The organism is Shewanella sp. ULN5 (genome assembly GCF_030731885.1).
Lineage (GTDB): Bacteria > Pseudomonadota > Gammaproteobacteria > Enterobacterales > Shewanellaceae > Shewanella > Shewanella holmiensis.
This window is the reverse complement of the sequence record NZ_JAPJEE010000022.1, coordinates 1-23892: the sequence shown is the minus strand read 5'-3', so window position 1 is coordinate 23892 and position 23892 is coordinate 1. Positions and strand designations below refer to the sequence as shown.

19 protein-coding genes are annotated in these 23892 nt (G+C 40.7%); 12 read left to right on the top strand and 7 right to left on the bottom strand.

Features of this window, described 5'->3' with window-relative positions; all coding sequences use genetic code 11:
• Positions 1-46: 46 nt before the first annotated feature.
• The 5 genes from ORI98_RS16445 to ORI98_RS16425 all read left to right on the top strand — a co-directional run bounded on the left by ORI98_RS16445 (position 47) and on the right by ORI98_RS16425 (position 6083).
• A complete protein-coding gene (locus ORI98_RS16445; RefSeq protein ID WP_306135949.1) occupies positions 47-913 on the top strand; it encodes a tetratricopeptide repeat protein in 867 nt (288 codons plus the stop codon).
• A gap of 135 nt (positions 914-1048) precedes the next feature.
• A complete protein-coding gene (gene adk, locus ORI98_RS16440) occupies positions 1049-1693 on the top strand; it encodes an adenylate kinase (protein WP_188842916.1) in 645 nt (214 codons plus the stop codon).
• 775 nt (positions 1694-2468) lie between these two features.
• Complete coding sequence (locus tag ORI98_RS16435) at positions 2469-3773, top strand: inosine/guanosine kinase (protein WP_306135948.1); 1305 nt, start codon at positions 2469-2471, stop codon at positions 3771-3773.
• A gap of 319 nt (positions 3774-4092) precedes the next feature.
• Complete coding sequence (gene nadE / locus ORI98_RS16430; RefSeq protein ID WP_306135947.1) at positions 4093-4923, top strand: ammonia-dependent NAD(+) synthetase; 831 nt, start codon at positions 4093-4095, stop codon at positions 4921-4923.
• A 200-nt stretch (positions 4924-5123) separates the two neighbouring features.
• The gene (locus ORI98_RS16425; protein WP_306135946.1) at positions 5124-6083 is read left to right on the top strand and encodes a WD40 repeat domain-containing protein; all 960 of its coding nucleotides are present in this window, start codon (positions 5124-5126) and stop codon (positions 6081-6083) included.
• A 53-nt stretch (positions 6084-6136) separates the two neighbouring features.
• Here ORI98_RS16425 and ORI98_RS16420 read toward each other — a convergent pair whose 3' ends face one another.
• Entirely contained in the window at positions 6137-6679 is a 543-nt protein-coding gene (locus tag ORI98_RS16420) for a hypothetical protein (protein WP_306135945.1), read from the bottom strand.
• Positions 6680-6788: 109 nt separating this feature from the next.
• Between ORI98_RS16420 and ORI98_RS16415 the strand changes: the two genes are divergently transcribed.
• On the top strand, positions 6789-8243 hold the full coding sequence (locus tag ORI98_RS16415) for a carboxylesterase (RefSeq protein WP_306135944.1): 1455 nt from the start codon (positions 6789-6791) through the stop codon (positions 8241-8243).
• Here ORI98_RS16415 and ORI98_RS16410 read toward each other — a convergent pair.
• Entirely contained in the window at positions 8221-10398 is a 2178-nt protein-coding gene (locus tag ORI98_RS16410; RefSeq protein WP_371931185.1) for a diguanylate cyclase, read from the bottom strand. The genes ORI98_RS16415 and ORI98_RS16410 overlap by 23 nt on opposite strands.
• A 356-nt stretch (positions 10399-10754) precedes the next feature.
• Here ORI98_RS16410 and ORI98_RS16405 point away from each other — a divergent pair, with 356 nt between their 5' ends.
• The 4 genes from ORI98_RS16405 (at position 10755) to ORI98_RS16390 (ending at position 15437) form a co-directional block, all read left to right on the top strand.
• A complete protein-coding gene (locus ORI98_RS16405; protein ID WP_188842927.1) occupies positions 10755-11021 on the top strand; it encodes a DUF4212 domain-containing protein in 267 nt (88 codons plus the stop codon).
• 11 nt (positions 11022-11032) lie between these two features.
• A complete protein-coding gene (locus ORI98_RS16400; protein ID WP_261298887.1) occupies positions 11033-12751 on the top strand; it encodes a sodium:solute symporter family protein in 1719 nt (572 codons plus the stop codon).
• Between the two features lie 137 nt (positions 12752-12888).
• A complete protein-coding gene (locus tag ORI98_RS16395; RefSeq protein WP_261298886.1) occupies positions 12889-14736 on the top strand; it encodes a DUF294 nucleotidyltransferase-like domain-containing protein in 1848 nt (615 codons plus the stop codon).
• Positions 14736-15437, top strand: coding sequence for an exonuclease domain-containing protein (locus ORI98_RS16390; RefSeq protein ID WP_306135943.1), 702 nt, complete (start codon positions 14736-14738; stop codon positions 15435-15437). Before ORI98_RS16395 ends, ORI98_RS16390 begins: the two co-directional genes overlap by 1 nt.
• A 100-nt stretch (positions 15438-15537) precedes the next feature.
• Here the strand turns inward: ORI98_RS16390 and ORI98_RS16385 are convergent, their stop codons facing one another.
• From ORI98_RS16385 to dapA, 5 genes are all read right to left on the bottom strand, one after another.
• Complete coding sequence (locus tag ORI98_RS16385) at positions 15538-16623, bottom strand: ketoacyl-ACP synthase III (RefSeq protein ID WP_261298884.1); 1086 nt, start codon at positions 16621-16623, stop codon at positions 15538-15540.
• Positions 16624-16763: 140 nt separating this feature from the next.
• On the bottom strand, positions 16764-17459 hold the full coding sequence (locus ORI98_RS16380) for a GntR family transcriptional regulator (protein ID WP_306135942.1): 696 nt from the start codon (positions 17457-17459) through the stop codon (positions 16764-16766).
• A gap of 106 nt (positions 17460-17565) precedes the next feature.
• Positions 17566-19137, bottom strand: coding sequence for an aldehyde dehydrogenase (NADP(+)) (locus ORI98_RS16375; RefSeq protein ID WP_306135941.1), 1572 nt, complete (start codon positions 19135-19137; stop codon positions 17566-17568).
• 10 nt (positions 19138-19147) lie between these two features.
• Positions 19148-20149 (bottom strand): 4-hydroxyproline epimerase, encoded by a 1002-nt coding sequence (locus tag ORI98_RS16370; protein WP_261298881.1) that lies wholly within the window; start codon positions 20147-20149, stop codon positions 19148-19150.
• 60 nt (positions 20150-20209) lie between these two features.
• Positions 20210-21118: a 4-hydroxy-tetrahydrodipicolinate synthase gene (gene dapA, locus ORI98_RS16365; protein ID WP_306135940.1), complete on the bottom strand. Its 909-nt coding sequence runs from the start codon at positions 21116-21118 to the stop codon at positions 20210-20212.
• 406 nt (positions 21119-21524) lie between these two features.
• Between dapA and ORI98_RS16360 the strand changes: the two genes are divergently transcribed.
• Both ORI98_RS16360 and gmhB read left to right on the top strand, forming a co-directional pair.
• Entirely contained in the window at positions 21525-22796 is a 1272-nt protein-coding gene (locus tag ORI98_RS16360) for an FAD-binding oxidoreductase (protein WP_306135939.1), read from the top strand.
• A gap of 139 nt (positions 22797-22935) precedes the next feature.
• The gene (gmhB, locus tag ORI98_RS16355; protein ID WP_261298878.1) at positions 22936-23490 is read left to right on the top strand and encodes a D-glycero-beta-D-manno-heptose 1,7-bisphosphate 7-phosphatase; all 555 of its coding nucleotides are present in this window, start codon (positions 22936-22938) and stop codon (positions 23488-23490) included.
• Positions 23491-23892 lie beyond the last annotated feature (402 nt).

Genomic DNA, 23892 nt, shown 5'->3' with positions numbered 1-23892 from the left:
TATGAAAGCGGACTACATGTCCGCTTTTTGCACTTTAAGGGGACCTATGGACCATATCATTTCGTTAACTAAAGAAAACATCCAGCAAGTTGTTGATACCTCGATGGAAAAAATGGTGGTATTAACCTTTTTTGCCCAGCAGCAGCCTGAAAGCATGCAAATGCTACAAACACTTACCCAGTTAGCTAACGCACAACAAGGGCGTTTCATTTTGGCATCGGTTGACTGTGAAGCGGAAATGGAAATTGCGCAATATTTTCAAATTCAAAGTTTACCTACCACGCTTGTGTTAGATAAAGGTCGCCCAATTGATGGCTTTGCTGGTGTGCAAGACAGCGTAAGTGTTACCGCGTTACTGGATAAACATTTACCGCCGATGTGGTTACAAGCATTTGAAGACGTTAAAGCACAGTTGGCACAAAGTGAACCATTAACGGCTGAAACACTAACCAACCTAAGTGCAGAACTCAAAGAGATTGCACAACAAGCGGATAAGCTTGCTCAGGTGCAATTAGTGCAGGCGGATGTGTATTTACAATTAAATCTGCTAAGTGATGCAAAAACGATACTGTCGAGCATTGGGTTGGCGGATCAAGACAGCTATTATCAAAATTTAAAAGCTAAACTCGCATTAGCTGAAGATGCTGCTGATACTCCTGAAATTCGTGATCTTCAACAACAACTTGAAAGTAATCCTGCAGATATTTCATTATCAATTGATTTAGCTAAAGCACTTAACAAAGCCCAACGTAATGAAGAAGCGTTAGACACGCTTTTTGGTTTTTTACAAAAAGATTTGAATGCAGCCGATGGTAAAGTTAAACAAGTGTTCTTGGAAATATTAACCGCTATGGGGCAGGGCAATGCCTTGGCAAATCAATATCGCCGCAAATTATACACCCTGCTGTATTAAACACGCTTAGCTTCAATTGGGGCGCGCTTATTAGATATAGGTCTAATGGAGTGTGTTTGCCACTATGAATAGTGCGGCAGATATGCGAAAATCGCCGCCCTAAAAAGAATATAATCTTAAAAGAGGACTTTAGAGATGCGCATTATTTTATTAGGTGCCCCAGGTGCCGGTAAAGGTACCCAAGCTCAATTTATTATGGAGCAATATGGTATCCCACAAATCTCTACTGGTGATATGTTGCGTGCTGCGGTTAAAGCGGGAACACCACTTGGTTTAGAAGCCAAGAAGGTAATGGATGCTGGCCAACTAGTTTCAGATGACTTAATCATTGGTTTAGTAAAAGAACGTATCGCACAAGATGACTGTGCTAAAGGCTTCTTACTTGATGGTTTCCCTCGCACAATTCCACAAGCTGATGCAATGGCTGCTAATGGCATTGTGATTGATCACGTGATTGAAATTGACGTGCCAGACGAAGAAATTGTTAAGCGCATGAGTGGTCGTCGTGTTCACTCTGGTTCTGGCCGTGTTTATCACGTTGTATTTAATCCACCAAAAGTGGAAGGTAAAGATGACGTTACCGGTGAAGAATTAGCAATTCGTCCAGATGACGAAGAGTCGACTGTTCGTAAGCGTTTAGGTATCTATCATGAGCAAACTAAGCCATTAGTTGACTATTATGGTAAAGTTGCTGCAGAAGGCCGTACCGAGTACAACAAGTTTGATGGCACTCAAAGTGTAGCCGCCGTAAGCAAGCAATTAGCTGCGGTGCTAAAATAATCACTTCATCAGTGAATAAAAAGCCTGCATTTGCAGGCTTTTTTGTGCTTGTTCAATGAGAATGTTAACGCAATTCCGAATGCTTAATATCTAACTACTGTGCTGTTCATCATCAGAACAAATTAAGTGTGTGCTAAAATAAACTGTCCCACTTAAGCTATTTTCTTAAAATGAGCGTTCGCATGTTTGTTTTCCCCCACTATCCAGTAAGCATAAACGGTTTTCTGGTTATAGATGCGCTGGAAGAGGCTGATAATACTTAAAAGATGACGGATAAGACACTCTAAATCTTTATCAATCAAACCATCACATAGTTTGTTTGACGTTAGCTAAAGAGATAATAGTAGAATGAACCATTAATTGTTGTTTGATGTTACATCTGGTTAGTTTGGTTCATTGACCTGAATGGTGAACAATACTGTTTATTGCTTTTGTAGATAATGTCATTTAATCGTCAATTCTCAAACCATCATGGTTAAATATGTATTCAAAAAATGTAATAACTCGTTATAAATTCGACTCATAACAAGAAGTAGATATTTAGCCAGTTCAGATCTGTGTTGTCATCAGAGTTTTGCTCATTGAACACAAGGCAGAACAAGCTAGACATGTCTTGTGATTGTGGCAAAAAGTCATTTAATCTCATAAGGTTAATATGTTATTATTCGCCGCCTTTTGTCTATGGCAGCTGCATATTTAGGCAACATTGCCTTAAATATAAACTAAACTGATATTTTTATTTCGCTGCACGGATGCAAACTCATGAGAATCGATTATGAAGTTTCCAGGTCAACGTAAGTCGAAGCATTATTTCCCAGTAAGTAACCGTGATCCGCTTTTGGCGCAATTTACCCAACAGCCGCAAACTTTTCCTACTTACATTTGTGGTATCGACCAAACTTTAGTAGACATTGAAGCTAAAGTTGCCGAAGAGCTACTTGAGCGCTATGGCTTACCTAAAGGTAACTCTACGTTAATCGATGATGAAAGAGCACACATTCTTTACAACGAATTAAAATCAAATGACATGATCAGTGATGAGTTTGCGGGTGGCACCATAGGTAATACCGTGCATAACTACTCAATTCTTGCTGATGACCGCTCAGTATTATTTGGTGTCATGAGCCAAAATATTATGGTCGGTAGCTATGCTTACCGCTACCTTTGCAATACCTCTTCAAAGGTAGATTTAAACTATTTACAACCCGTAGATGGCCCTATCGGACGCTGCTTTACGTTAATTTCGGCTGATGGTGAACGCACTTTTGCGATCAGCAAAGGCTCAATGGACAAGCTGACGCCTCATTATATTAATCAGCAAGTGGTTCAAGAAAGCTCTGCTTTGGTGATCACTGCCTACTTAATGCGAGCGAGTGAGGGGGATGGCATGACATCGGCTGCGATGCAAGCGATTGAATATGCAAAAGCCGCTGAAGTGCCTGTTGTGTTAACGCTTGGTACGCGTTTTTTAATTCAAGAAGACCCTGTTTGGTGGCAAAACTTTATTAAAGAGCATGTCACTATTCTGGCAATGAATGAAGATGAAGGTGAGGCGTTAACGGGCTTTAAAGATCCTTTATTGGCCAGTGAAGCAGCGCTTGAGTGGTGTGATATGGTGCTGACGACCGCGGGAGCGATTGGTTTATATACTGCAGGTTATGCTGAAGATAGTGCTAAACGCGAAACCAGCCACACTTTGCTACCTGGTGCTATTCCTGAATTTAACCGTTATGAATTTTCGCGTCCGATGTTAAAAGCTGACTGTGAACAGCCAATTAAAGTGTATGCACACATTGCCCCGTATATGGGGGGGCCGGATTATATTCGTAATACTAACGGTGCTGGAGATGGGGCTTTATCGGCTTTGTTACATGATCTGTCGGCTAATAATTTCCATAAAGCCAATGTGCCTGGTTCAAGTAAGCATAAGCGTGATGGATTATGCTACTCGTCATTCTCTCAAGTGTGTAAATATGCTAACCGTGTCGCTTATGAAGTATTAGCCCAGCACAGCCCAAGGTTGTCTAGAGGTTTGCCTGAGCGAGAAGACAGTTTAGAAGAGTCTTATTGGGAACGCTAATCCGAGATTTAATTAGCTAAGTAATCTTTACTCTGGTTAATAAATCTTTCTTCTGCGGCTATTTTTAACGCTAACGGTTTGGGTTGACGTGCAATACTCATTTAATGCAAGCATATTTGACTTGTAGCCCTGAAGCGTTCAGGCTGAGGAGTTGGAGTATGTATTTGACTTAATATCAATGCATTAGTGAATACCTTATCCAGAGTTCAGCTTAAATAAAAAATACTTTAAAAATAAACGATAATGTTTTGTCATTATCGTTTTTTTTTCACAAATTTTTAATAGAATAGAGCCAGATTAATCATTGAAGGAGCTTAAGGTGAAGGGACAAATTTTACGAGAAATGCATGTGCTCAAAGCAATTGAACCCGAATTTGAAGTACAAAGACGCGTCGCATTTATCAAATCTAAGCTCAAAGATGCCCACTGTTTTTCGCTTGTTTTAGGGATCAGTGGTGGCGTTGATTCATCATTAGCAGGGCGTTTATGTCAATTAGCTGTTGATCAGCTAAACGATGGTTTGGCGGATAAATCTTATCAATTTATTGCAGTCAGATTACCTTATCAAGTTCAAAAAGATGAAGATGAAGCGCAATTAGCTTGTAAATTTATTCAACCCAGTAAGCAAGTGACTGTGAATATTGCCCAGGGGGTTATTGGTGCGCATGACGCCACTTTAGCTGGACTTGCAGATGCCGGAATAAAATTACCAGACACGGATAAGGTTGATTTTGTTAAAGGTAATGTGAAAGCCAGAATGCGTATGATCGCGCAATATGAAATTGCGGGTATGGTCGGGGGCTTAGTCGTCGGTACCGATCATAGCGCTGAAAACATTACTGGCTTCTATACTAAATTTGGCGATGGTGCATGTGACTTAGCGCCTTTGTTTGGCTTAAATAAACGCCAAGTACGTCAAATTGCAGCCTATTTAGGTGCACCAGATATTCTAGTTAACAAAGCTCCGACAGCGGATCTTGAAGATGGCAAGCCGCAATTGGAAGATGAGGTTGCATTAGGGCTAACCTATGATCAAATTGATGATTTTTTAGAGGCTAAACCTGTAGATGCTCATGTTGAGTCTAAATTAATTGCGATTTATCAGCGTACTCAGCATAAACGTAAACCTATTCCAACGATTTACGATTAATATCTCTTTAACATTGCTGGCAACTTTCAGAAATATGACACATAGCAACTTGTATGAGTTTTTTGTGTGTCTTTTATTTTTGTTCAAATCAGTGCTCTTTAGCATTAAACAGACTCAATCCTATGCTTGGGTATTCACGGCGATAAGTTTAAGGAATTAATTTGCTTGCTAGCACTAGCACGAGATCATCGTGGATGTTTATGCTTATCCCATTGGCATTCACTATGCTTTTTGGCTGTAATCAAATCGAAGATAGTAAAAAGCCGATTGAAATTCATCGTTTGGTCAAAGAGAATCTTGTGGATGCTGTATTGTCAACTGATGCCAGTATTGCGGTGACATTGGGGCAAAGTCGCACATTGTCTGTGTGGGATATCACGACTCGAACCCTATTACATCAATGGACTGGTGATGACTTTGACGAAGTGAATTATCAATTGGCACTATCAGGAAATAAGCAATACTTGATAACAGCAGGAAAGAACAACATTTCAATTTTAAATCTTGTAACTGGAAAGCTAGATCTTCGTTGGATGGCTCAAGGCTTTAACCCTGATGCGAGTGTAACAAGTCTTTTTTTAAGTCAAACTGGCGGCACAATTATCGTCGGTATGAGTGATGGTTCTATCACTGTCATCCAGCGCAGCAGCATGACTATGTCATTGTTTAAACAACACAGTGCAGCCGTTAATCATGTTGAACTCTCTGAGGTTGAACAGCAGGTTTTATCGACGGGACTAGACGGTCAGGTACAGATTTGGGCTATCAATAGCGGTGAAGTAATAAATAGTTTTTCACGTCCGCAAAGGGTCACCAGCGTGAGCTTTGATCAAGTCAGTAGGCGTTTATTTATTGCGGATGCTTTAGATAATAATGCTATTTTTGACTCGAAGACCAGTTTGAATGTTGGCAAGCTCGATTACCTTGAACGTTATCGTTACTTTCGTGTTGCGCTACTTATCAACAATGCTAATAATTTAGTTACGGCAACCTCAAAAAAAACGGTTATCTACTGGAATACGATATCTGGAAAAGAGCTTTATAGTTGGAATATTACCGCCTTTAGCGCAGGAACAACAGTATTGTCGATGAAGCTCAAATCAAAGGGTAAATTATTGACCTTAAGCTCAGATGGAGCACTAGAAACCTGGCGTTTGTAAAACACATTCCCCATCGATATTATTTAACGGTTGAGTATCCTACTTGTTAAACTTCAGTTATTTTGGTGCAGCAAAGGTCTTAATAATGCTATTAATGCATTAGGAAATTGGCGATAGTCTAAATATGGCGTTAGAAATATTGGGTGATGGTATTGAATAGTCTGCTTTTCATTCAATGACAGGTTTTGATCAAGTTTGATATTTTCAAATGTGAAACGTGAAAAGGTATTTTTGCCGCAAATGATGTGCATGATATTAGGATCTAGCGCAAGATCATCCGCTTTTTCAAATGAATCATTCACAATGACAATTGCAAGGGGGACATGAGCGGCACTATTTTGTTGAAACAAGCTTGGTTGTACTTTTCGCCAATCAGAAAACTCTTTGCACACAAGTTTACTTATTATCACCATAATTTTACGCCAGTGATTACCATTAGCATGAATTAATTGTGCAATTGCTTGTTCATTTATCGCAAGCCAATGTTTTGGAATGATTGGCGCTGACGGTAAATAAAAGATGATTTTGGGTGTCGAGGCCCCAAAGTAGTGACTAATTGATTCTGGCGTGGATGAATTTTCATCAAGCATTTTCATTTTAATATCGTTTACTATTATGATTAATATAATATCTTATCAGCCTAAACTCTTTTAGGCGTTTAGTTTTTTGATGTACTCATTGTTGGTTTAGATTAAAAGGATCCCCATGCGCGCTATTGTTATCGGTTCTACTAAGCACTTTTTCTTTGCATTATTTTATAGCATCATTGGCACATCCCTCGCTTTGATTATGTTGGCAGTTTGGCTATTAAATGAAAAGCCAGATCTTTCAATATGGCATACAACCCATCTAAAAAATGAATATCATCAACAGTCTGGTTTAAAAAATTTTACTGAATATCTATCCTTAGAAGATAAACTTTTTAAAGAAGTTGATAAAAAGATTTATCAGAAATATCAGCCGGAAATAGCCTCTCCAGTAAATCGTTATGAAAAAGGCAGTTCGTCGGATCCTGCTTTATGGCATTCAGATTGGAATCGCTCTTTTGAATGGGAAAATGATGATGCTGAATTTGGCTTATTGCTAATACATGGTATGTCAGATTCCCCTTATTCAATGTCACATATCGCAGAACATTATCGTCACCAGGCTCATATTGTGGGATTAAGATTGCCTGGTCACGGTACTATTCCATCTGGGTTGACTGATATTACCTGGTCTGATTTAGCTGCTGTAGTGTCACTGGCCACCACTCACCTGTCAGAAAAACTAAAAGGTAAACCCCTCTATGTGGTGGGTTTTTCAACGGGTGCAGCGTTAGCGTTAAACCATGAACTTGAAGCAATTACGCTTAACAAAGCTACCCAATACAGTAAAATGATTTTCATGTCTCCAGCAATAGGTTTAACGCCCATCGCACAGGGAGCCTACTGGCAGGCAAAGTTAGGTGAGTTACTTGGACAAGAAAAATTGTATTGGAATAGTGTTGAAACTGAATATGACCCATTCAAATACATGTCATTTGCGGTGAATGCGGGGGATGTTGTTTATCAGCTAACGATACGTAATCAGCAGCTTTTGAAACAATTAAACCCTAAGCAATTGCAAGCAATTGCGCCGATTCAAACGTTCCAGTCGATCATTGATGATACGGTTTCTTCGGTAAATGTTGTTGATGAGCTTTATCAATATTTACCTGAAAATCAACATGAATTGGTTATCTTTGACTATAACCGCAGTTCAAATTTCCGGTTGTTAATGAATCAAGATCCAATGCTACCGTTTGAGCCATATTGGACCAATCATTCGATTGATTATCGTTTAACCTTTATTGAAAGTTACCAACAAGATGGACGCGCAGTGCGTGCAAGGGAAGTCGGATTATTCGCTGATCAAGCTCCGCAAGAACTGTTGTTGAGCTGGCCTAAAGGAGTATTTTCTCTTTCGCATATTGCTTTACCTTTTCCAATTGAAGATTCACTTTATGGGCCAATTGCCGTTGAAAACAGTGAGACGGTTCAAATTGGCCTCGCAATATTTCAGGCTGAAAGAGGGTTGTTATCAATGTCTGCCGCCAACATGTTGCGTCAAAAATGGAACCCATTCTACCCTTATATGTTAGGTCGAATGGATGCCTTTATGATTCAGCTTCAGGATTAATAATACTGACAATGACTCTATTACGTCCCTGGGCTTTTGCCTGGTAGAGATTATCATCAGCAATTTTAATCCATTTATCTAATTGGGCATGATAACTGGCATTTGCCGTTATCGCGCCTATGCTGACCGTGATGTTGAAATCTTGCTTCGAATTTGGGGCGTTGATTTTAGTTGCAGCTAACTTAATTCTAAATTCATTTAAATGATGCTCAATATTCAGTGCATTTGTCATGGGTAAAATCAGAATAAATTCCTCACCGCCATAACGAGCCAAAATATCAATATCGCGCTTAAAGTGCTGTGATAATTGCTCAGATACTTGGCGAAGACATTCATCGCCGGCTAAATGGCCATAGCTGTCATTAATCGCTTTAAAAAAATCTAAGTCGAGGATTGCCACAGTAATAGCTTGTTCGCTACGTATGCAAAAATCTCTTATTTCAGTAAATTTATGTTCTGCAAAGCGTCGATTAAATAGATTTGTTAATGGGTCTTTATCCACTAATTCCTGTAGTTTTTGATTGGCATTTTCCAGTTCTAATGTCCGCAATGCGACGGTTTCTTCCAGTGCTAACTGGTGTGATATAAGCTCTTGTTTACTGGTTAATAATCTTTGATAAAGACTATAAACCTCTTTTGGCGAGCTTTCATCTAATACTTGAGTGTTTAAATCATTTTGATTTAATTTTCCAAAATGATTTGCCACCATCTCCAAGGGTACTGTCAGTAACTGACTAATTCGATTAGAAATAAAGAAACTGAACAGCAATGCAGCCAGTAATATGATAAAGCTAGTGAGCATCTGTTTTTCTGCCAGTTTTAACAATGGCGAAAAAGGCTCAATGACATATATTTTCCAGCCGTTATTAAGCTCTTTAGAGGCATAAATATATTCAGGAATTTTAGATGCTGTATTTTTTAAATTGAGTAGCTGTAAATCTGTGACATAAAATCCATTATGGATACTGTACTTAAATGGTGACATCACTTTTAAATTAAGCTCATCTGAGGCGTAAATGATGCTATTGGCTTCATCGGTTAATATGATTGACTGGCTCTTGTGTTGGTTGAAATCATAATCAATAGCGGAGAAGTATTTTAAATCGAGTGAACCTTCAATAATCCCCGCTGGTTGTAAAGGAGCATCTTTTTGAAAATAGGGGGCGCTAATCGCTATGATTGCATCATTACCGAAGCCTCTTCCAACAAAGACTGACGAGGTAAATATTTTCTGGTTATAAAAAGCCTCGATAAAATAGTCTCGGTCTTTAACGCTTAAATGGTTACTCGAGTGAATGTCTTTAAATCGTGTAATTGGGGTTGCGCTAACTATTTTCGCTTTATCATCAGTGATGAGCATACTGATAAAACCTGGATAATTATTATGTAAATTGCTCAGTAAAGGTTGTTGTTCGGCACTGGTATTGTTCACTAATGTAAAAAACTGTGCGGCATTTTTTATCACCTTGGTATGCATCTCGATATATTGTTCGCCAGCATAACTTAGATGAAATACCGTTTCTTGCTGATTCTTTTTAATCAGTGATTGCTGTTTATTCAATGAAATAAAGTTGAAATACAAAGCTGAAAACAAGAGCGATAAAGTAATCATTAAGGTTATGAAATACACCATCTGCTTACTGAGTGTCCGGCGCTGTTTATCTTTAATCTTAGTTTCAAATAACCATAATTTGGGCAGCATTAATATCAGTAAAGACGCAATACTGGTGTAAATCAAGCTATTAATCGCTTGCTTTAGAGTCACAAAGGGCAGATGTTCTGCGGGTAATTCAAAGAATATATTGGCCATTAAGTAGAATAAGGGCATGCCAATCAAAACCCAAAAAATGATACTGCCATAAAGAGCATAAATATCACGTCGCCGACAAAAACCTAAAAATAATGCCTCTAAGGAAAAAATAGCAAACACATGATAACTGTCCCAAATTAGCATCAGGCCTGTAGAAGCAAACAAGGAGGTAATTAACGCGTACCAAGGACCACATAATACCGCTACGATAACCGTTAGTGTATTACCTACAATAAATTGTACGTTAGCAAAAAAAGGAATGGGATAAAGATTAATCACAAGGGCAAGAATGCCCATTGCAATGGAAAATAACAGGTTTTTTGGAGCTGAAAACAGGTTTTTCAATGAAATATCCTTTCTCATTATTATATAAAAATTTTACCTGCCAAATCACATGATCACAAGTTATTCACTTCGCCATTCACTTGTAATAGCTTGGTTATTCCCTGTCTTACTTAATTTAATGGTTATAGCAACAGCATATTTGTTCGACCTTGGTCTAGGACTGCAGGCTAATTACATTATGTTTACCTTGTTCGATGTTTGCCTATGTGTATGTTTTTAATCTGTTTATTTTGTTTTCTTTGATATATGTCATCATTTAATTAGACTAAGGTCTTGATTGTCGAACCCCCTAGAGTTGCTAGATTAACAATGACTTTACAACTCGACTTTATAAAAACTAGCACAGGGGAGTCGCAATGGCTTTTGAAAATAACGATAAAGCAGCAGGGTATTGGCGTGAAAATTTACGTTTAGTACTTGGACTGCTAGCAATTTGGGCTGCAGTGTCATTTGGCTGCGGTATTTTATTTGTAGACGCGCTTAATGAAATCACCTTTATGGGATTTAAATTAGGCTTTTGGTTTGCGCAGCAGGGTGCAATGTATGTATTCGTGGCGCTGATTTTTGTTTATGTGGCAAAAGCAAATGCCCTAGACAAAAAATACGATGTTCATGAAGACTAAGGGGCACTGAAATGGATGTTCAAACATTAACATATATCATTGTTGGCGCGACGTTTGCGCTGTATATCGGTATCGCGATTTGGGCGCGTGCTGGTTCAACTAAAGAGTTTTACGTTGCTGGAGGTGGGGTTCCACCAGTGATGAACGGTATGGCTACCGCAGCAGATTGGATGTCAGCGGCATCATTTATCTCGTTAGCAGGTATCGTATCATTTACGGGTTATGACGGTTCTGTTTACTTAATGGGTTGGACAGGGGGCTACGTATTATTAGCTTTGTGTATGGCGCCTTATTTACGCAAGTTCGGTAAGTTTACGGTGCCCGACTTTATCGGTGACCGTTACTACTCACAAACCGCACGTACCGTTGCAGTTATCTGTGCCATCTTTATCTGTTTTACCTATATTGCAGGTCAAATGCGTGGTGTGGGTGTGGTGTTCTCTCGCTTCTTAGAAGTTGAAGTCGACACAGGTGTTTATATCGGTATGGCCGTGGTGTTCTTCTATGCGGTATTAGGCGGCATGAAAGGGATTACTTATACTCAGGTTGCTCAATACTGTGTATTAATTTTTGCCTTTATGGTTCCTGCTATTTTTATCTCTGTCATGATGACGGGGCACGTATTACCTCAAGTTGGTTTTGGTGCTGAATTAGTCGATGCCGCAGGTAATGGTACGGGTGTTTATTTGCTGGACAAACTCGACGGTCTATCTGCTGAACTCGGATTTTCGCAATATACTGAAGGCTCAAAAGCCATGGTTGATGTGTTCTTTATCACTGGCGCATTGATGTTTGGTACTGCAGGTTTACCACACGTAATCGTTCGTTTCTTCACGGTTCCAAGAGTGAAAGATGCGCGTTTATCAGCGGGTTGGGCATTAGTGTTTATTGCAATCATGTATACCACTATTCCAGCATTAGCGGCTTTCTCTCGTGTAAATATGATTGAAACCATTAATGGTCCTGATTCAACTGGTGTGGCATATGAGTCTGCTCCTGATTGGATTAAGAACTGGGAAAAAACCGGTTTAATAGCATGGGATGATAAAAATAACGATGGCAAAATTTCGTATGCCAATGGTGCGACAAATGAAATGACCATTGACCGCGATATTATGGTACTTGCTACGCCTGAGATTGCTAGTCTACCAGCATGGGTTATCGCCCTTGTTGCCGCCGGTGGTTTAGCCGCAGCGTTATCAACTTCAGCCGGTTTATTACTTGTTATTTCGACGTCGGTATCACATGACTTGCTTAAAAAGAATCTCATGCCTGATATTTCAGACAAGAAAGAATTGATGTATGCCCGAATTGCAGCTGCGCTAGGTATTGTGATGGCAGGATACTTTGGTATTAATCCGCCAGGTTTTGTGGCCGCGGTGGTTGCGATAGCCTTCGGTTTAGCCGCAGCATCGCTATTCCCAGCCATTATTATGGGTATTTTCTCGAAAACCATTAATAAAGAAGGCGCAATATCAGGTATGTTAGTTGGTTTATTATTTACCGCTGGCTATATTGTTTACTTCAAGTTTGTCAACGTCGGTGCTAACACGCCAGAAAACTGGTTATTCGGAATTTCACCAGAAGGTATCGGTATGATGGGTATGTTTGTTAACTTTATTGTGGCATTCGCTGTCAGTAAAGTAACAGGCGCTGTACCACAGGATGTTGTTGATATGGTTGAGTCTATTCGCTTCCCTCAAGGTGCGGGTGAAGCTCAAGACCACTAAGCATTATTATCTTCCCTTTTAAGAGCGCTTCGGCGCTCTTTTTTTATGGGTGAAAAAATAATCGTTGGGCTTAAGTCTTATAGCCAATATTTAGTTAGTGGCGCTATATTAAATCAAAGGGTCTTTGAGAAAAAATTATGAATGCCAGCGAGTTACAGCCCATTGAACAGTTTTTACAAACCCATGCACCTTTTGATGTGCTGTGTGCTGCGCTGATAGCACGTTGCGCCCGTGAAATTAATATTGGTTACTATGCTAAAGCATCAGCATTTGTTGAGTTTGATCCAGTTAATCCCAAACTCTATTTAGTGCGAAGTGGCGCGTTTGAGGTCAGAGATCCCCAAGGTGTGCTCGTTGATAGGGTTGCTGAAGGTGAGTGTTTCGGCTTCTCGACCTTATTGTCGGGTGAAAAGGTGGTTAATAAAGTGGCCATTTTAGAAGATGGTTTGGTGTACCACATTCCCCAAGCTTTGTTTACCGAGCTGCGCACGCAAAATCGTCAGTTTGATACCTTTTTCACCCGAGCGTTTGCACAACGTTTGCGAAATGAGCATAAGTTTAAGGCCAAAGATCTTACCACGACGAGTCGTATAACCAATCTTATGTCGCATACACCGATCAGCATTGAAGTAAACGCTAGCGTTCAGCAAGCCGCAAAGTTAATGCGTGATCACCGAGTTTCTTCCGTTTTAGTGTTGCAAGATCAACAATTGGTTGGCATTTTAACTGACCGCGATTTACGTAATCGCGTCTTAGCTGAAGGCTTAGATGGCCTCGCGTGTGTCGACAAAGTCATGACAAAACAACCACAAACGGTTGCCTCAAATGCATTAGTTTTTGAAGCCATGTTATTGATGAGCGAACACAATATTCATCATTTGCCAGTGGTTGATAATCAGCAAGCCAAAGGGATGGTAACCAGCACTGATATTTTACGTTCGCAAAGTTCGCAACCTTTATTACTTATTGGTGAAATCGATCGCCAATCTTCTATTGAAAGATTAATCCATGTCAGTAAGCAAATTCCGGTGTTATTACAAAACTTAATCAGCGCAGATGCAAGAGCTGAAGAAATCGGCCGAGTATTAACCTCGGTTACCGATGCATTGACTCGTCGATTGATTGTGCTTAACCAACAATTATTAGGCAAGGCGCCAATGGCGTTTTGTTGGTTAGCATTTGGTTCACAAGGACGTCAGGATCAAGTGGCGTGTTCGGATCAAGACAATGGCTTGTTACTAGCCCATGAACCAGATGAATTTGCCGCAGCATATTTTGATAAATTGACCCATGCAGTTTGTAAGGGGCTAGACCAATGTGGTTATATTTATTGTCCAGGCGATATCATGGCGCAAAATCCACAATGGCGATTATCATTGCAACAATGGCAACAGAAGTTTAAAAAATGGGTGATGTCTCCAGAACCTAAGGCGCTGATGCATGCCAGTATTTTCTTTGATATGCGCGCGGTTTATGGACCGCAAACCTTGTTTGATGAGCTACAAGACTCGGTAATGTCGCATACTAAAGATAATGATATTTTTTTAGCGGGCATGGCGGGTAATTCATTACAACAAACGCCGCCTTTAGGTTTTTTCAGAAAATTTGTGCTTGAGCGTGATGGAAGTGAAGTGAAAGGCATGGATTTAAAACATAAAGGCAGTGCCTTGATTAATGATATTGCTCGGGTGTATGCCTTAAGTGCAGGGATAAAAGAGGTGAATACCGCTAAACGCATCCGTGCGTTAATGGATGCCAATATCATCAATCGTAAAGATGCGCTAAACCTTGCTGATGCTCATGAATTTATTGCTCATATGCGCTTAGCTAATCAAGGTTATCAAGCCACTAACAATTTGGTCGTAAGTAATTATCTAAAACCGCAGGATCTCTCATCATTGCTTCGCCACCAATTACGCGATGCTTTTAAAGTGGTGCATGATGCTCAATCTGGGTTAAAGCTTAAATTTACTCGGAGCTTCTAGTGGTCAATCATTTATGGCTTAAAAGTCGATTTTGGTTAGACTCGTTATCAAAACAACAAGGCTCACATGATCGCCAATTAAATGAATATCAACATTCATTAACTCAACAGTTTACTCGCAGCATTTATGATGCTGATTTGATGGCTATTGATCTTGAGATGACGGGGCTTGACCCGATAAATGATCAGATAATCAGTATTGGTTTGGTGCCAATTAGTAAGGGAACGATTCCTTTAGTGAGAGCACAGCATTTGATGATTTCAATTGATGGTAGTGTGGGCCAAAGTGCCGCTGTGCATGGCATTGTCGACCACCAATTACAGGATGCTTTACCTATTGATGCGGCTATGGCGTGGTTATTAAGACAAACTCAGGGTCATATTTTAGTGGCTCATCATGCACCTATGGATATGGCGTTTATCCAACAAAGTTTGCAAAACGTATTTGGTCAGCGGTTACTATTGCCTTTCATCGATACCTTAATGATCGAGAAAACCCGTTATCTTCGTCAGCACGGTCAATTAGTTGAAGGGTGTGTTCGCTTAGGGCAAAGTCGAGAAAGATATCATCTCCCTGTATACGCAGGCCACAATGCACTGATCGATGCGATAGCCTGTGCAGAGTTATTTTTAGCGCAAGTGTCAGCATTAGGTGGTTTAAAGCAGATAAAGTGTCATGAACTTGTGGGGCTATCAAAATAAAAATGCCCATCAACGATGGGCAATTTGAATGCGAATTAACAGTAAATAAACAATAACTGAATTTAATTAAGTCTTTGACTAACTAAGCTACATAGTGGGCTTATCTACCTTCTTCAGCCGCTTTTTTAAAGAAATAATCCACAGCAGGTTTAATTAACTCAAGTGCAGTTTGCTCACAATCTGGCACTTTGGCATCACTTGTATTAATGGGGGTCACACGGTCAGTCCATTTGAACAGCAATGCTGCCGATGTTAAGCCAGCACCAAATGCACAAGATAAAATGGTTTGGCCTGGTTTGATCAACCCTTTATCTAACGCATCACATATTGCAATGGGAATGGTGGCTGCAGAAGTGTTGCCATAATTAGCGATATTGACGATTGCGCGTTCTTTCGGAATTTTCATCCGACTAACCAAAGTATCGATGATACGCTCGTTAGCTTGATGTGGAATCACCCAATCAACATCATCTTTATCGACGTTACACTTCTCAAGAACCTTAGTGCTCAACGAGCCCATTCCTTGAATAGCGCGTTTAAAGATTTCTTGACCATTGAATTGTATATAAAAATCTAATGAGCTGGTGTCTAATCTATCCATTTGGCTGCCAAAGCTTGATTTCAATATTTCACGTCCATCAGGGTCATTATTCAGCTCATAGCCTAATACACCACCTTCCTCTTCACGTGCTTCTAAAACCACTGCGCCAGCACCATCACCAAACAATACGGCTGTTTCTCTACGCGACCAGTCTAAATAAAACGATAAACGCTCAGCACCTATGACTAACACCTTTTTATTCTGGCCACTTTTAATCAATGAGCTCGCTAAACCGATACCGTATAAAAATCCGCTACAAGCGGCATTGATATCAAAAGCACCACAAGTTGCACCAACATTCGCTTGAACTGTGGAAGCGATGTTCGGGATCAATGTATCAGGGCTTGCTGAAGCTAAAATAATTAAATCTAATTCACTGCCATCGATACCTGCTGCAGCTAAAGCGTGTTTTGCAGCAACACTTGCAAGCACCGAAGTGTTCACATGGCTGATATGACGTTTGCTGATCCCAGTACGAGATTTAATCCACTCGTCAGAGGTTTCCATGAAAGTCGCCAGATCATCATTGGTTAATGACGATGGCGGGACGGCTTTGCCCCAACCTGTAATATGCGCGTACTGCATCGTATGTTCTCTCAAAAAATCAAATTAGTCGTAGGTTGCTATTGAACGTGACAATCGGTATGAAAATAGCGGTGTGATTACATGTCATTTCAAATGCTTTAGGGGTGGACAGTGTAGGTTATCAATGCGCTACACAGTCCTTATTTAGGCTTTTTTAGAGGAGTGCTGCTTGTTGAGCTTGGGACTAATGCTCTGATTGCGACTAACACATCCATAATATGTTGATGTAACAGTGCAGTTGCCGCCTCAATATTTTTACTTTTGCATAGTTCCAGTAATTGCCTATGCTCCTGTTCCGCTTTTGGGATCCCCGCTGTTCTCAGCAGTTGTAATCGAATATAACGGTCACAATTGGTGTTTATGCCATGCACAAGATCAAGGGTGTGTGGGCGATTTGCGGGTTTGTATAGAATCGTATGAAATTGGGTATTAAGCTCGTTCCAGCTTGCCACTGTGTCTTCATGCTTAAAGGCTGACTCTAATTGGTCGAGGATATTTTCAGCCTGAACAATATCTTGTTGTTGTAAGTTAGGTATAGCCTTAGCGAGTAAATCGGTCTCGATCATCGCTCTTAACTCAAATAATTCGGTGGCTTGTTCTGCAGATAAAAGCGTAGCTGTTGCACCTTTGTGCGCCTCAAACTTGACCAATCCTTCAGCTTCTAGCTGCAATAAAGCTTCGCGAACTGGAATTCGACTAACATTGAGTTCCTCTGCAAGGGCGCTTTGACGCAGTGCCTCGCCAGCCACGATGACACCAGAGAGAATTTTTTCCCTGAGAACTTCGACAACAATTTGAGTACGTGTTTTATGGATAATCGGTGTTATTAGACTCATAGCTTCCGTCTATTTATTCATTACTACATTTTATCCACCCAAGGTTACCGCTAAAAAAACTATTAATAAAGGGAAAATATTCGTTTCCCTTTATTAATTTTCACTATTAAAAAGTAATTAATTGCGGGTTTTCGGGGCGTAAATCCCTTGGAAGTTGTGACAACGGCATATTCTGATAGCAAATAGGGCGCACAAAGCGTTTCATCGCCTCTATTCCTACAGATGTTGAACGCACATCAGTACTGGCTGGATATGGGCCTCCATGGTTCATGGAGTAACAGACTTCCACACCGGTCGGCATTTGATTGAATATTAATCTACCTACTTTGTAGCTTAAATTTTCTATGAGTTGGTCGCAGTCTTTAAGGTCTTTTTCAAGCCCGTGAATGCTGGCAGTTAGTTGACCTTCTAATCCATCTACAAGTTGATGCATTTCTGCCATTGTGTCGCATTGTACTAAAACAGCGAAAGGGCCAAACACTTCAGCTTGCAGGCTTTGATTTTCCAAATAGTCGCTAACTGAGACAGTCAAAGCAAGCGGACGTGTGTGGTGGCTTGCCGTTGCAGCTTTTCCTTGAGCAAGAATATTTACCCCTTTAATGTTCATTAATGCTTGTGTCATTTTCTGATAAGTTGCAGCTATCCCTGACGTTAGCATTGGGGCTGCCTCTTGCATTGCCATTTCTTCACTAAAGCTGGCCAGATATCTTTTCAGGGCTACATCTTTTAGTGCAACGATTAGCCCAGGACTTGTACAAAATTGACCATGTCCCATCATCATTGACTGCACCTGTGTGCGGGCAAGCGATTCAGCATTTTCAGCCATTAATGTAGGTAAAATAAATTGTGGATTGATTGAACCTAACTCACCATAAAAAGGTATCGGTTGGGGTCGGGTTGAACACAGGTCCGCTAAGATACGACCTACTTTTAACGAACCGGTAAACCCAACAGCCTTGATGCTAGAATGTTGAACTAGTGTCGTTGATCCCGTTGGCTGACTTGCCTGAATAAGATTAAAAACCCCTGCAGGCATGTTACAAATCTCGATGGCACGCGCTATCGCCTTGGTGACTAACTCACATGTAGCAGCATGAGCAGGGTGCCCTTTAACGACAACGGGACAACCCGCTGCGAGTGCTGATGCGGTATCGCCGCCAGCAGTAGAAAAAGCCAACGGAAAGTTAGATGCACCAAATACGGCAACAGCGCCAATGGGTAAGTAACCCAGGCGCGAATCCGCTTTAGGTAATGGGGCTCGTTCTGGGTTAGCGGCATCAGCGTACCGAACATCTGAAGGTGAGCGTAAATAACTGGCAAACATTTTTAGTTGATTGCAAGTTCGACCTGTTTCACCTTGCAGACGAGCCAAAGCAAGGCCAGTTTCTTGATGTGCAATTGCGATGATATTATCGACATCGGCCATAATTTGTTTGGCAATTTCATCGAGAAAATCCGCTTTTTGAATCGAAGAGGTTTGACGATAAGCAGCAAAAGCATTATCAGCTGCAATCACCGCTTCGTTTACCTCTTGAGCTGTGGCTTCAGCAAACGTCCAAGACAATGGCTTGTTTTCTACTGGGTTAAAACTGGTGAAGCCATCAGCGTTACCTACCCAATGACCGCCAATAAAATGCTGACCGCATATGTTTGCTGTTGTATTGTTTTGCTCTTTCATCGTTATTCCTTTAAACCACCTGAAAACCAAATGCATATGGATCGCTATCATCGATTGTGATGGCATTTTGTCCGAAAACTCGCGCCCAGCCTTGAATACTTGGACGAATCGCATCGTAGTCACCCACTTTTGTAGCTGATTCTACTTTACCGATAAATTGGCTACCGATAATACTTTCGTGAGTATAGGTGTCGCCGACTTTGAGAATGCCGCGGGCAAAAAGTTGCGCAAGTCTAGCGCTAGTCCCTGTACCACAAGGTGAACGGTCAATGGCTTTGTCGCCATAAAAGACTGCATTGGCACCGTCTGAGCCTTCTGAAATAGTCTCGCCGGTCCACAGAACGTGAGAGACACCTTGAACCGTTGGGTCATCAGGATGCACGCAAACCAGTTGTTGGCGTGCCGCTTCACGCACAATTGGGCTCCAACGTAAAATGTCTGCAGCTGACCAATGACGCAATCCGGGGAAGTTTTCTTGAGGATCAACTATGACATAATAATTGCCACCATAAGATACATCTACCGTTAAGGAACCAAGACCTGGCACCTCCAAAATAGCATCCATATGTGCTAAGTATGCGGGCACGTTATAAATCTTTACCCAATCAACTTTGTTATCAGTTTGTTTGTAGTCGATATTGATTTGACCAGCCGGTACATCTAATGTCAGTTTTCCGGGGACTTTTGGTGTTAATAAACCGGTTTCGATTGCTGCTGTAACTGTGCCTATCGTGCCGTGGCCACACATAGGTAAACAACCACTTGTTTCGATAAATAAAATTGAGGCGTCGCTGTTAGCTGAGCAAGGCGGGTAGAGAAAAGACCCTGACATCATATCGTGGCCTCGTGGTTCAAACATTAGTGCTTTACGGATCCAATCATAATTGGCCAAAAAATCCTGACGCTTTTCACTCATAGTGTTGCCGATAAGATTCGGATGGCCACTGGTGACCAACCGAACCGGATTACCGCAAGTATGAGCATCGACGCAAAAGTATGTTCCTTTTATCATCGTTGCCGACTCCATTCTTGTTATTGTTGTTTAGGGGACAAGTCTTTTAGGGAATAAGAATTAAATGTACTTATTCAAATCTAAACGTGTGGCTAAAGCTTCGTTTACCACTTTTTGAACATAATCGCGTTCTTCACCGATTAACGTCATGCGTGGCATACGGACGTTTTCATTACCTCGTCCAACGATTTGCTCTGCCAGTTTGATGCATTGAACCAATGTTGGAATGGTGTCTAACCTCAGTAGTGGCATAAACCAGCGGTATATTTCACGCGCTTCTTCGATACGGCCTTCACGGGCAAGTCTAAATAAGGTGACAGATTCACGTGGGAATACATTGGTTAACCCAGAGATCCAGCCAGTCGCACCTAATAAGATACTTTCTAGTGCAATATCATCAACGCCACATAGAATTTCGAAACGATCACCAAAACGGCTTTGCAATTCAGTTAAACGGCGGGTATCGGTTGTGGATTCTTTAATGGCAACGATGTTTTGTTCTTCCGCTAGAATTTCGGTCATTTGAAGGTTGATGTCCACACCATAACTGACAGGGTTGTTGTAAATCATGATTGGCAATTTTGTTGAACGTGCAACGGTTTGGAAATGTGTAATCACTTCACGATCGGTTCCACGGTAAACCATAGCGGGTAATAACATTAATCCATCAACACCCAGAGCGTCGACATCTTGAGCATATTGCGCCGCAAGTTGGGCGGTATTTTCGGTGCACCCAGAAATAACAGTAATACGACCATTGACTGTGTCAACTGTATGCTTGATGAAGTCACGCTTTTCTTGAGGGCTTAAAGAAGCATTCTCACCAATAGTGCCGAGTGCAATAATGCCGTCTATACCGTCATTAATCAGATCTTCAAGCATCCGGGCATTCGAGTCATAATTAATGCTCCCGTCATTATTAAATTGTGTCGATATCGCGGGGAATACGCCTTGCCAGTTTCTTTTCATTTTGTGCCCTTATTTTGCGTTAAGGTAGAGGTTAATAGTATTAAGCGTTACTTCTATCAGGAATCAAACCTAAGCACAGATAATCATACTGATGCTTAGGATTTAGCTTTCCCAGTGTTTACAAAAAAGCCATTTAGAGGCCCGATTTAGTCATCTATACCGTATAGAGTCTAAATGATGTTAACTACTTTACTATAATTGAATACTGTATACAATATTCAATTATAGTTGTCATTATTTGAAATAGTGCATTAGGTACAATTGGAAGTGTTTTAAGAATAGTTGTTGAAATAATTTTTTCGACATTATTGCAATGTAAGTAAGCATTCGTTGCTTATTGCTCAAAGCGCTAGTCAAGCTTAGTTTATAAGCCCATATAATCATGAATTAACATAAGAGATTGAAAATGGATTCAGGTAATAGCAGTGTTGACGACTTAGGTGAGATGACTGTAATAGGTGCAGGTATTGTGGGTTTAGCATCTGCGCTTTACTTACAAAGAGCAGGTTTTAAGGTCAGCCTTTTTGACAAAGAGGCTATCGCTGCCGGTGCATCACAGGGAAATGCAGGGCATTTTGCCACAGAACAAGTATTCCCTTTGGCAAATCCGAGTTTACTGCACCAATTGCCTTGGATGCTAATTGATCCATTAGGGCCATTTAGGATACGTCCTAGATATTTTTATCGTGCTTTGCCTTGGTTCATGAGATTTTTGTTTAATATGTTACCTGAACGTCGAACGCATAATAGTCTGGCCATTAAAGCACTTAATGAACAATCAATTCATGAAATGAAAGAGATACTGGCTTTTTGCGACAGTGAAGAATTATTACATTTGAATGGTAGCTTATTGGTATTTGAGGGGAACTCTCTTGAAGAGGTTGAACGAGAGTGGCGTATGTACCAAGAGGCGGGTGTCAATGTTGAGCTATTAACGGGTAAGCAGGTACGTGAGTTGGAGCCAAGTTTAAGTGACAAGATCACTCATGCACTGTTTTTTACTCAAGTGGGGCACACGCCAGACCCTTATCAGATTTGCGTTGCCATAGCGGATAAATTTAAGGCTTTAGGGGGCATTTTTAAAGTGGCACAAGTTGACACCATCATTGCAGAGGGTGAATGTGTTTCTGTTTTGATTGATGGTGACATGAAAGTCTCCAGCAATAAGCTTCTATTAACGGCTGGTGCGTGGTCTAAGCCTTTAGCCAAACAACTTGGTCATCATGTGCCGCTTGAAGCTGAGCGGGGTTATCATCTTATGATGCCGCAAAAGGCTAAGCTATCGCGGCCTGTGGCATCCTATAACCGTAAGTTAATTATTACGCCAATGGCTAAAGGAACCCGGTTAGCTGGCACTGTCGAATTTGGCGGGCTAGATGCACCTATGTCTCCAGGGCGAGCGGACTGTTTATTACCACATGCAAAAGCGTTGCTCCCGAATGTATTTGAACATGCAAATGTTGAGGATGGAACAAGATGGATGGGATTTAGGCCTTCATTACCAGATAGCTTACCCGTTATTGGAAAAACAATGGTTGATAACATTTATGTGTCTTTTGGTCACCAACACTTAGGGTTAACTTGGTCGGCAATCAGTGCCAAATTGATTACAGAAACGATTCTAAATGAAAAAACAACGTTGGACATGGCACCATATAGCATCGGAAGATTTAGTTAACGAGAGAACTAAGTGATGTAATGAGATTGCTGGTACTTGCCAAAATTGAATGATTGATATCATTTACGCGGTGCAATTTATAACGATGAATGGAATAATAGTAAAATAATATTTTATATTGTCTTATGGAGTTGCACCTTTGAACAGAGCTGTATTTTTAGATAGAGATGGTGTCATTAATAAAGACACGGGTTATGTTCACCTTGTTGATGATTTTGTATATATAGATGGCGTATTTGATGCTTGTCTTGCATTAAAGAAGATGGGGTATCTATTAGTCGTTGTTACCAATCAATCAGGAATAGCTCGTGGCTTCTATAGTGAAGATGATTTTCATACATTAACTGAATGGATGGATTGGAACTTTGCAGATAAAGGTGTGGATTTAGATGGTATCTATTATTGCCCACATCATCCTGAAAAAGGCATAGGGGAATACAAGCAAGACTGTGATTGTCGTAAACCTAAACCAGGAATGATGCTTGATGCTGCCAAGTTTTTGAAAATCGATATGGCGAACTCAGTAATGGTCGGTGACAAAGCTGACGATATGCGAGCAGCTAAGGCTGCAGGTATTGGAAAATCAATATTAGTACGTAGTGGTAAAGTGGTTGATGAAGCCGGCATTAAAGAAGCAACTATAGTAGTTGATAGTATTGCTGATGTACCAAATGCGATAAAACAAAGCCTTTAGCAACTTACATTGCGCTAAAGATCCTCATTTTTGATGGTAAAAACACCACTTGGTTCAAAAAGTATTCACTTGGGCGGTGATTTGTTAAAAAAGCCCAAACAGGGCTTGCACAAAATCTTAAGCTGCCTATAATGCGCATCCACTGACACGGCACAGAGCGAAAGCAAAACGCAGAGTCAGCTTGGTTTACAGCGGTAAAACGCAACAAACCAAACGCGAAAAGAAAGTTTGAAAAAACACTTGACGCAAACAACAGGGTCTGTAAAATACGCAGCCCAAGCCAATGACCTAGCGTCCTAAGGCGATGTTTGAAAAATTAACATCAACGCTCTTTAACAATTTATCAAGTAATCTGTGTGGACATTCACAGGTATTGAGTTATTCGAAATTGCTTCTTCTTAG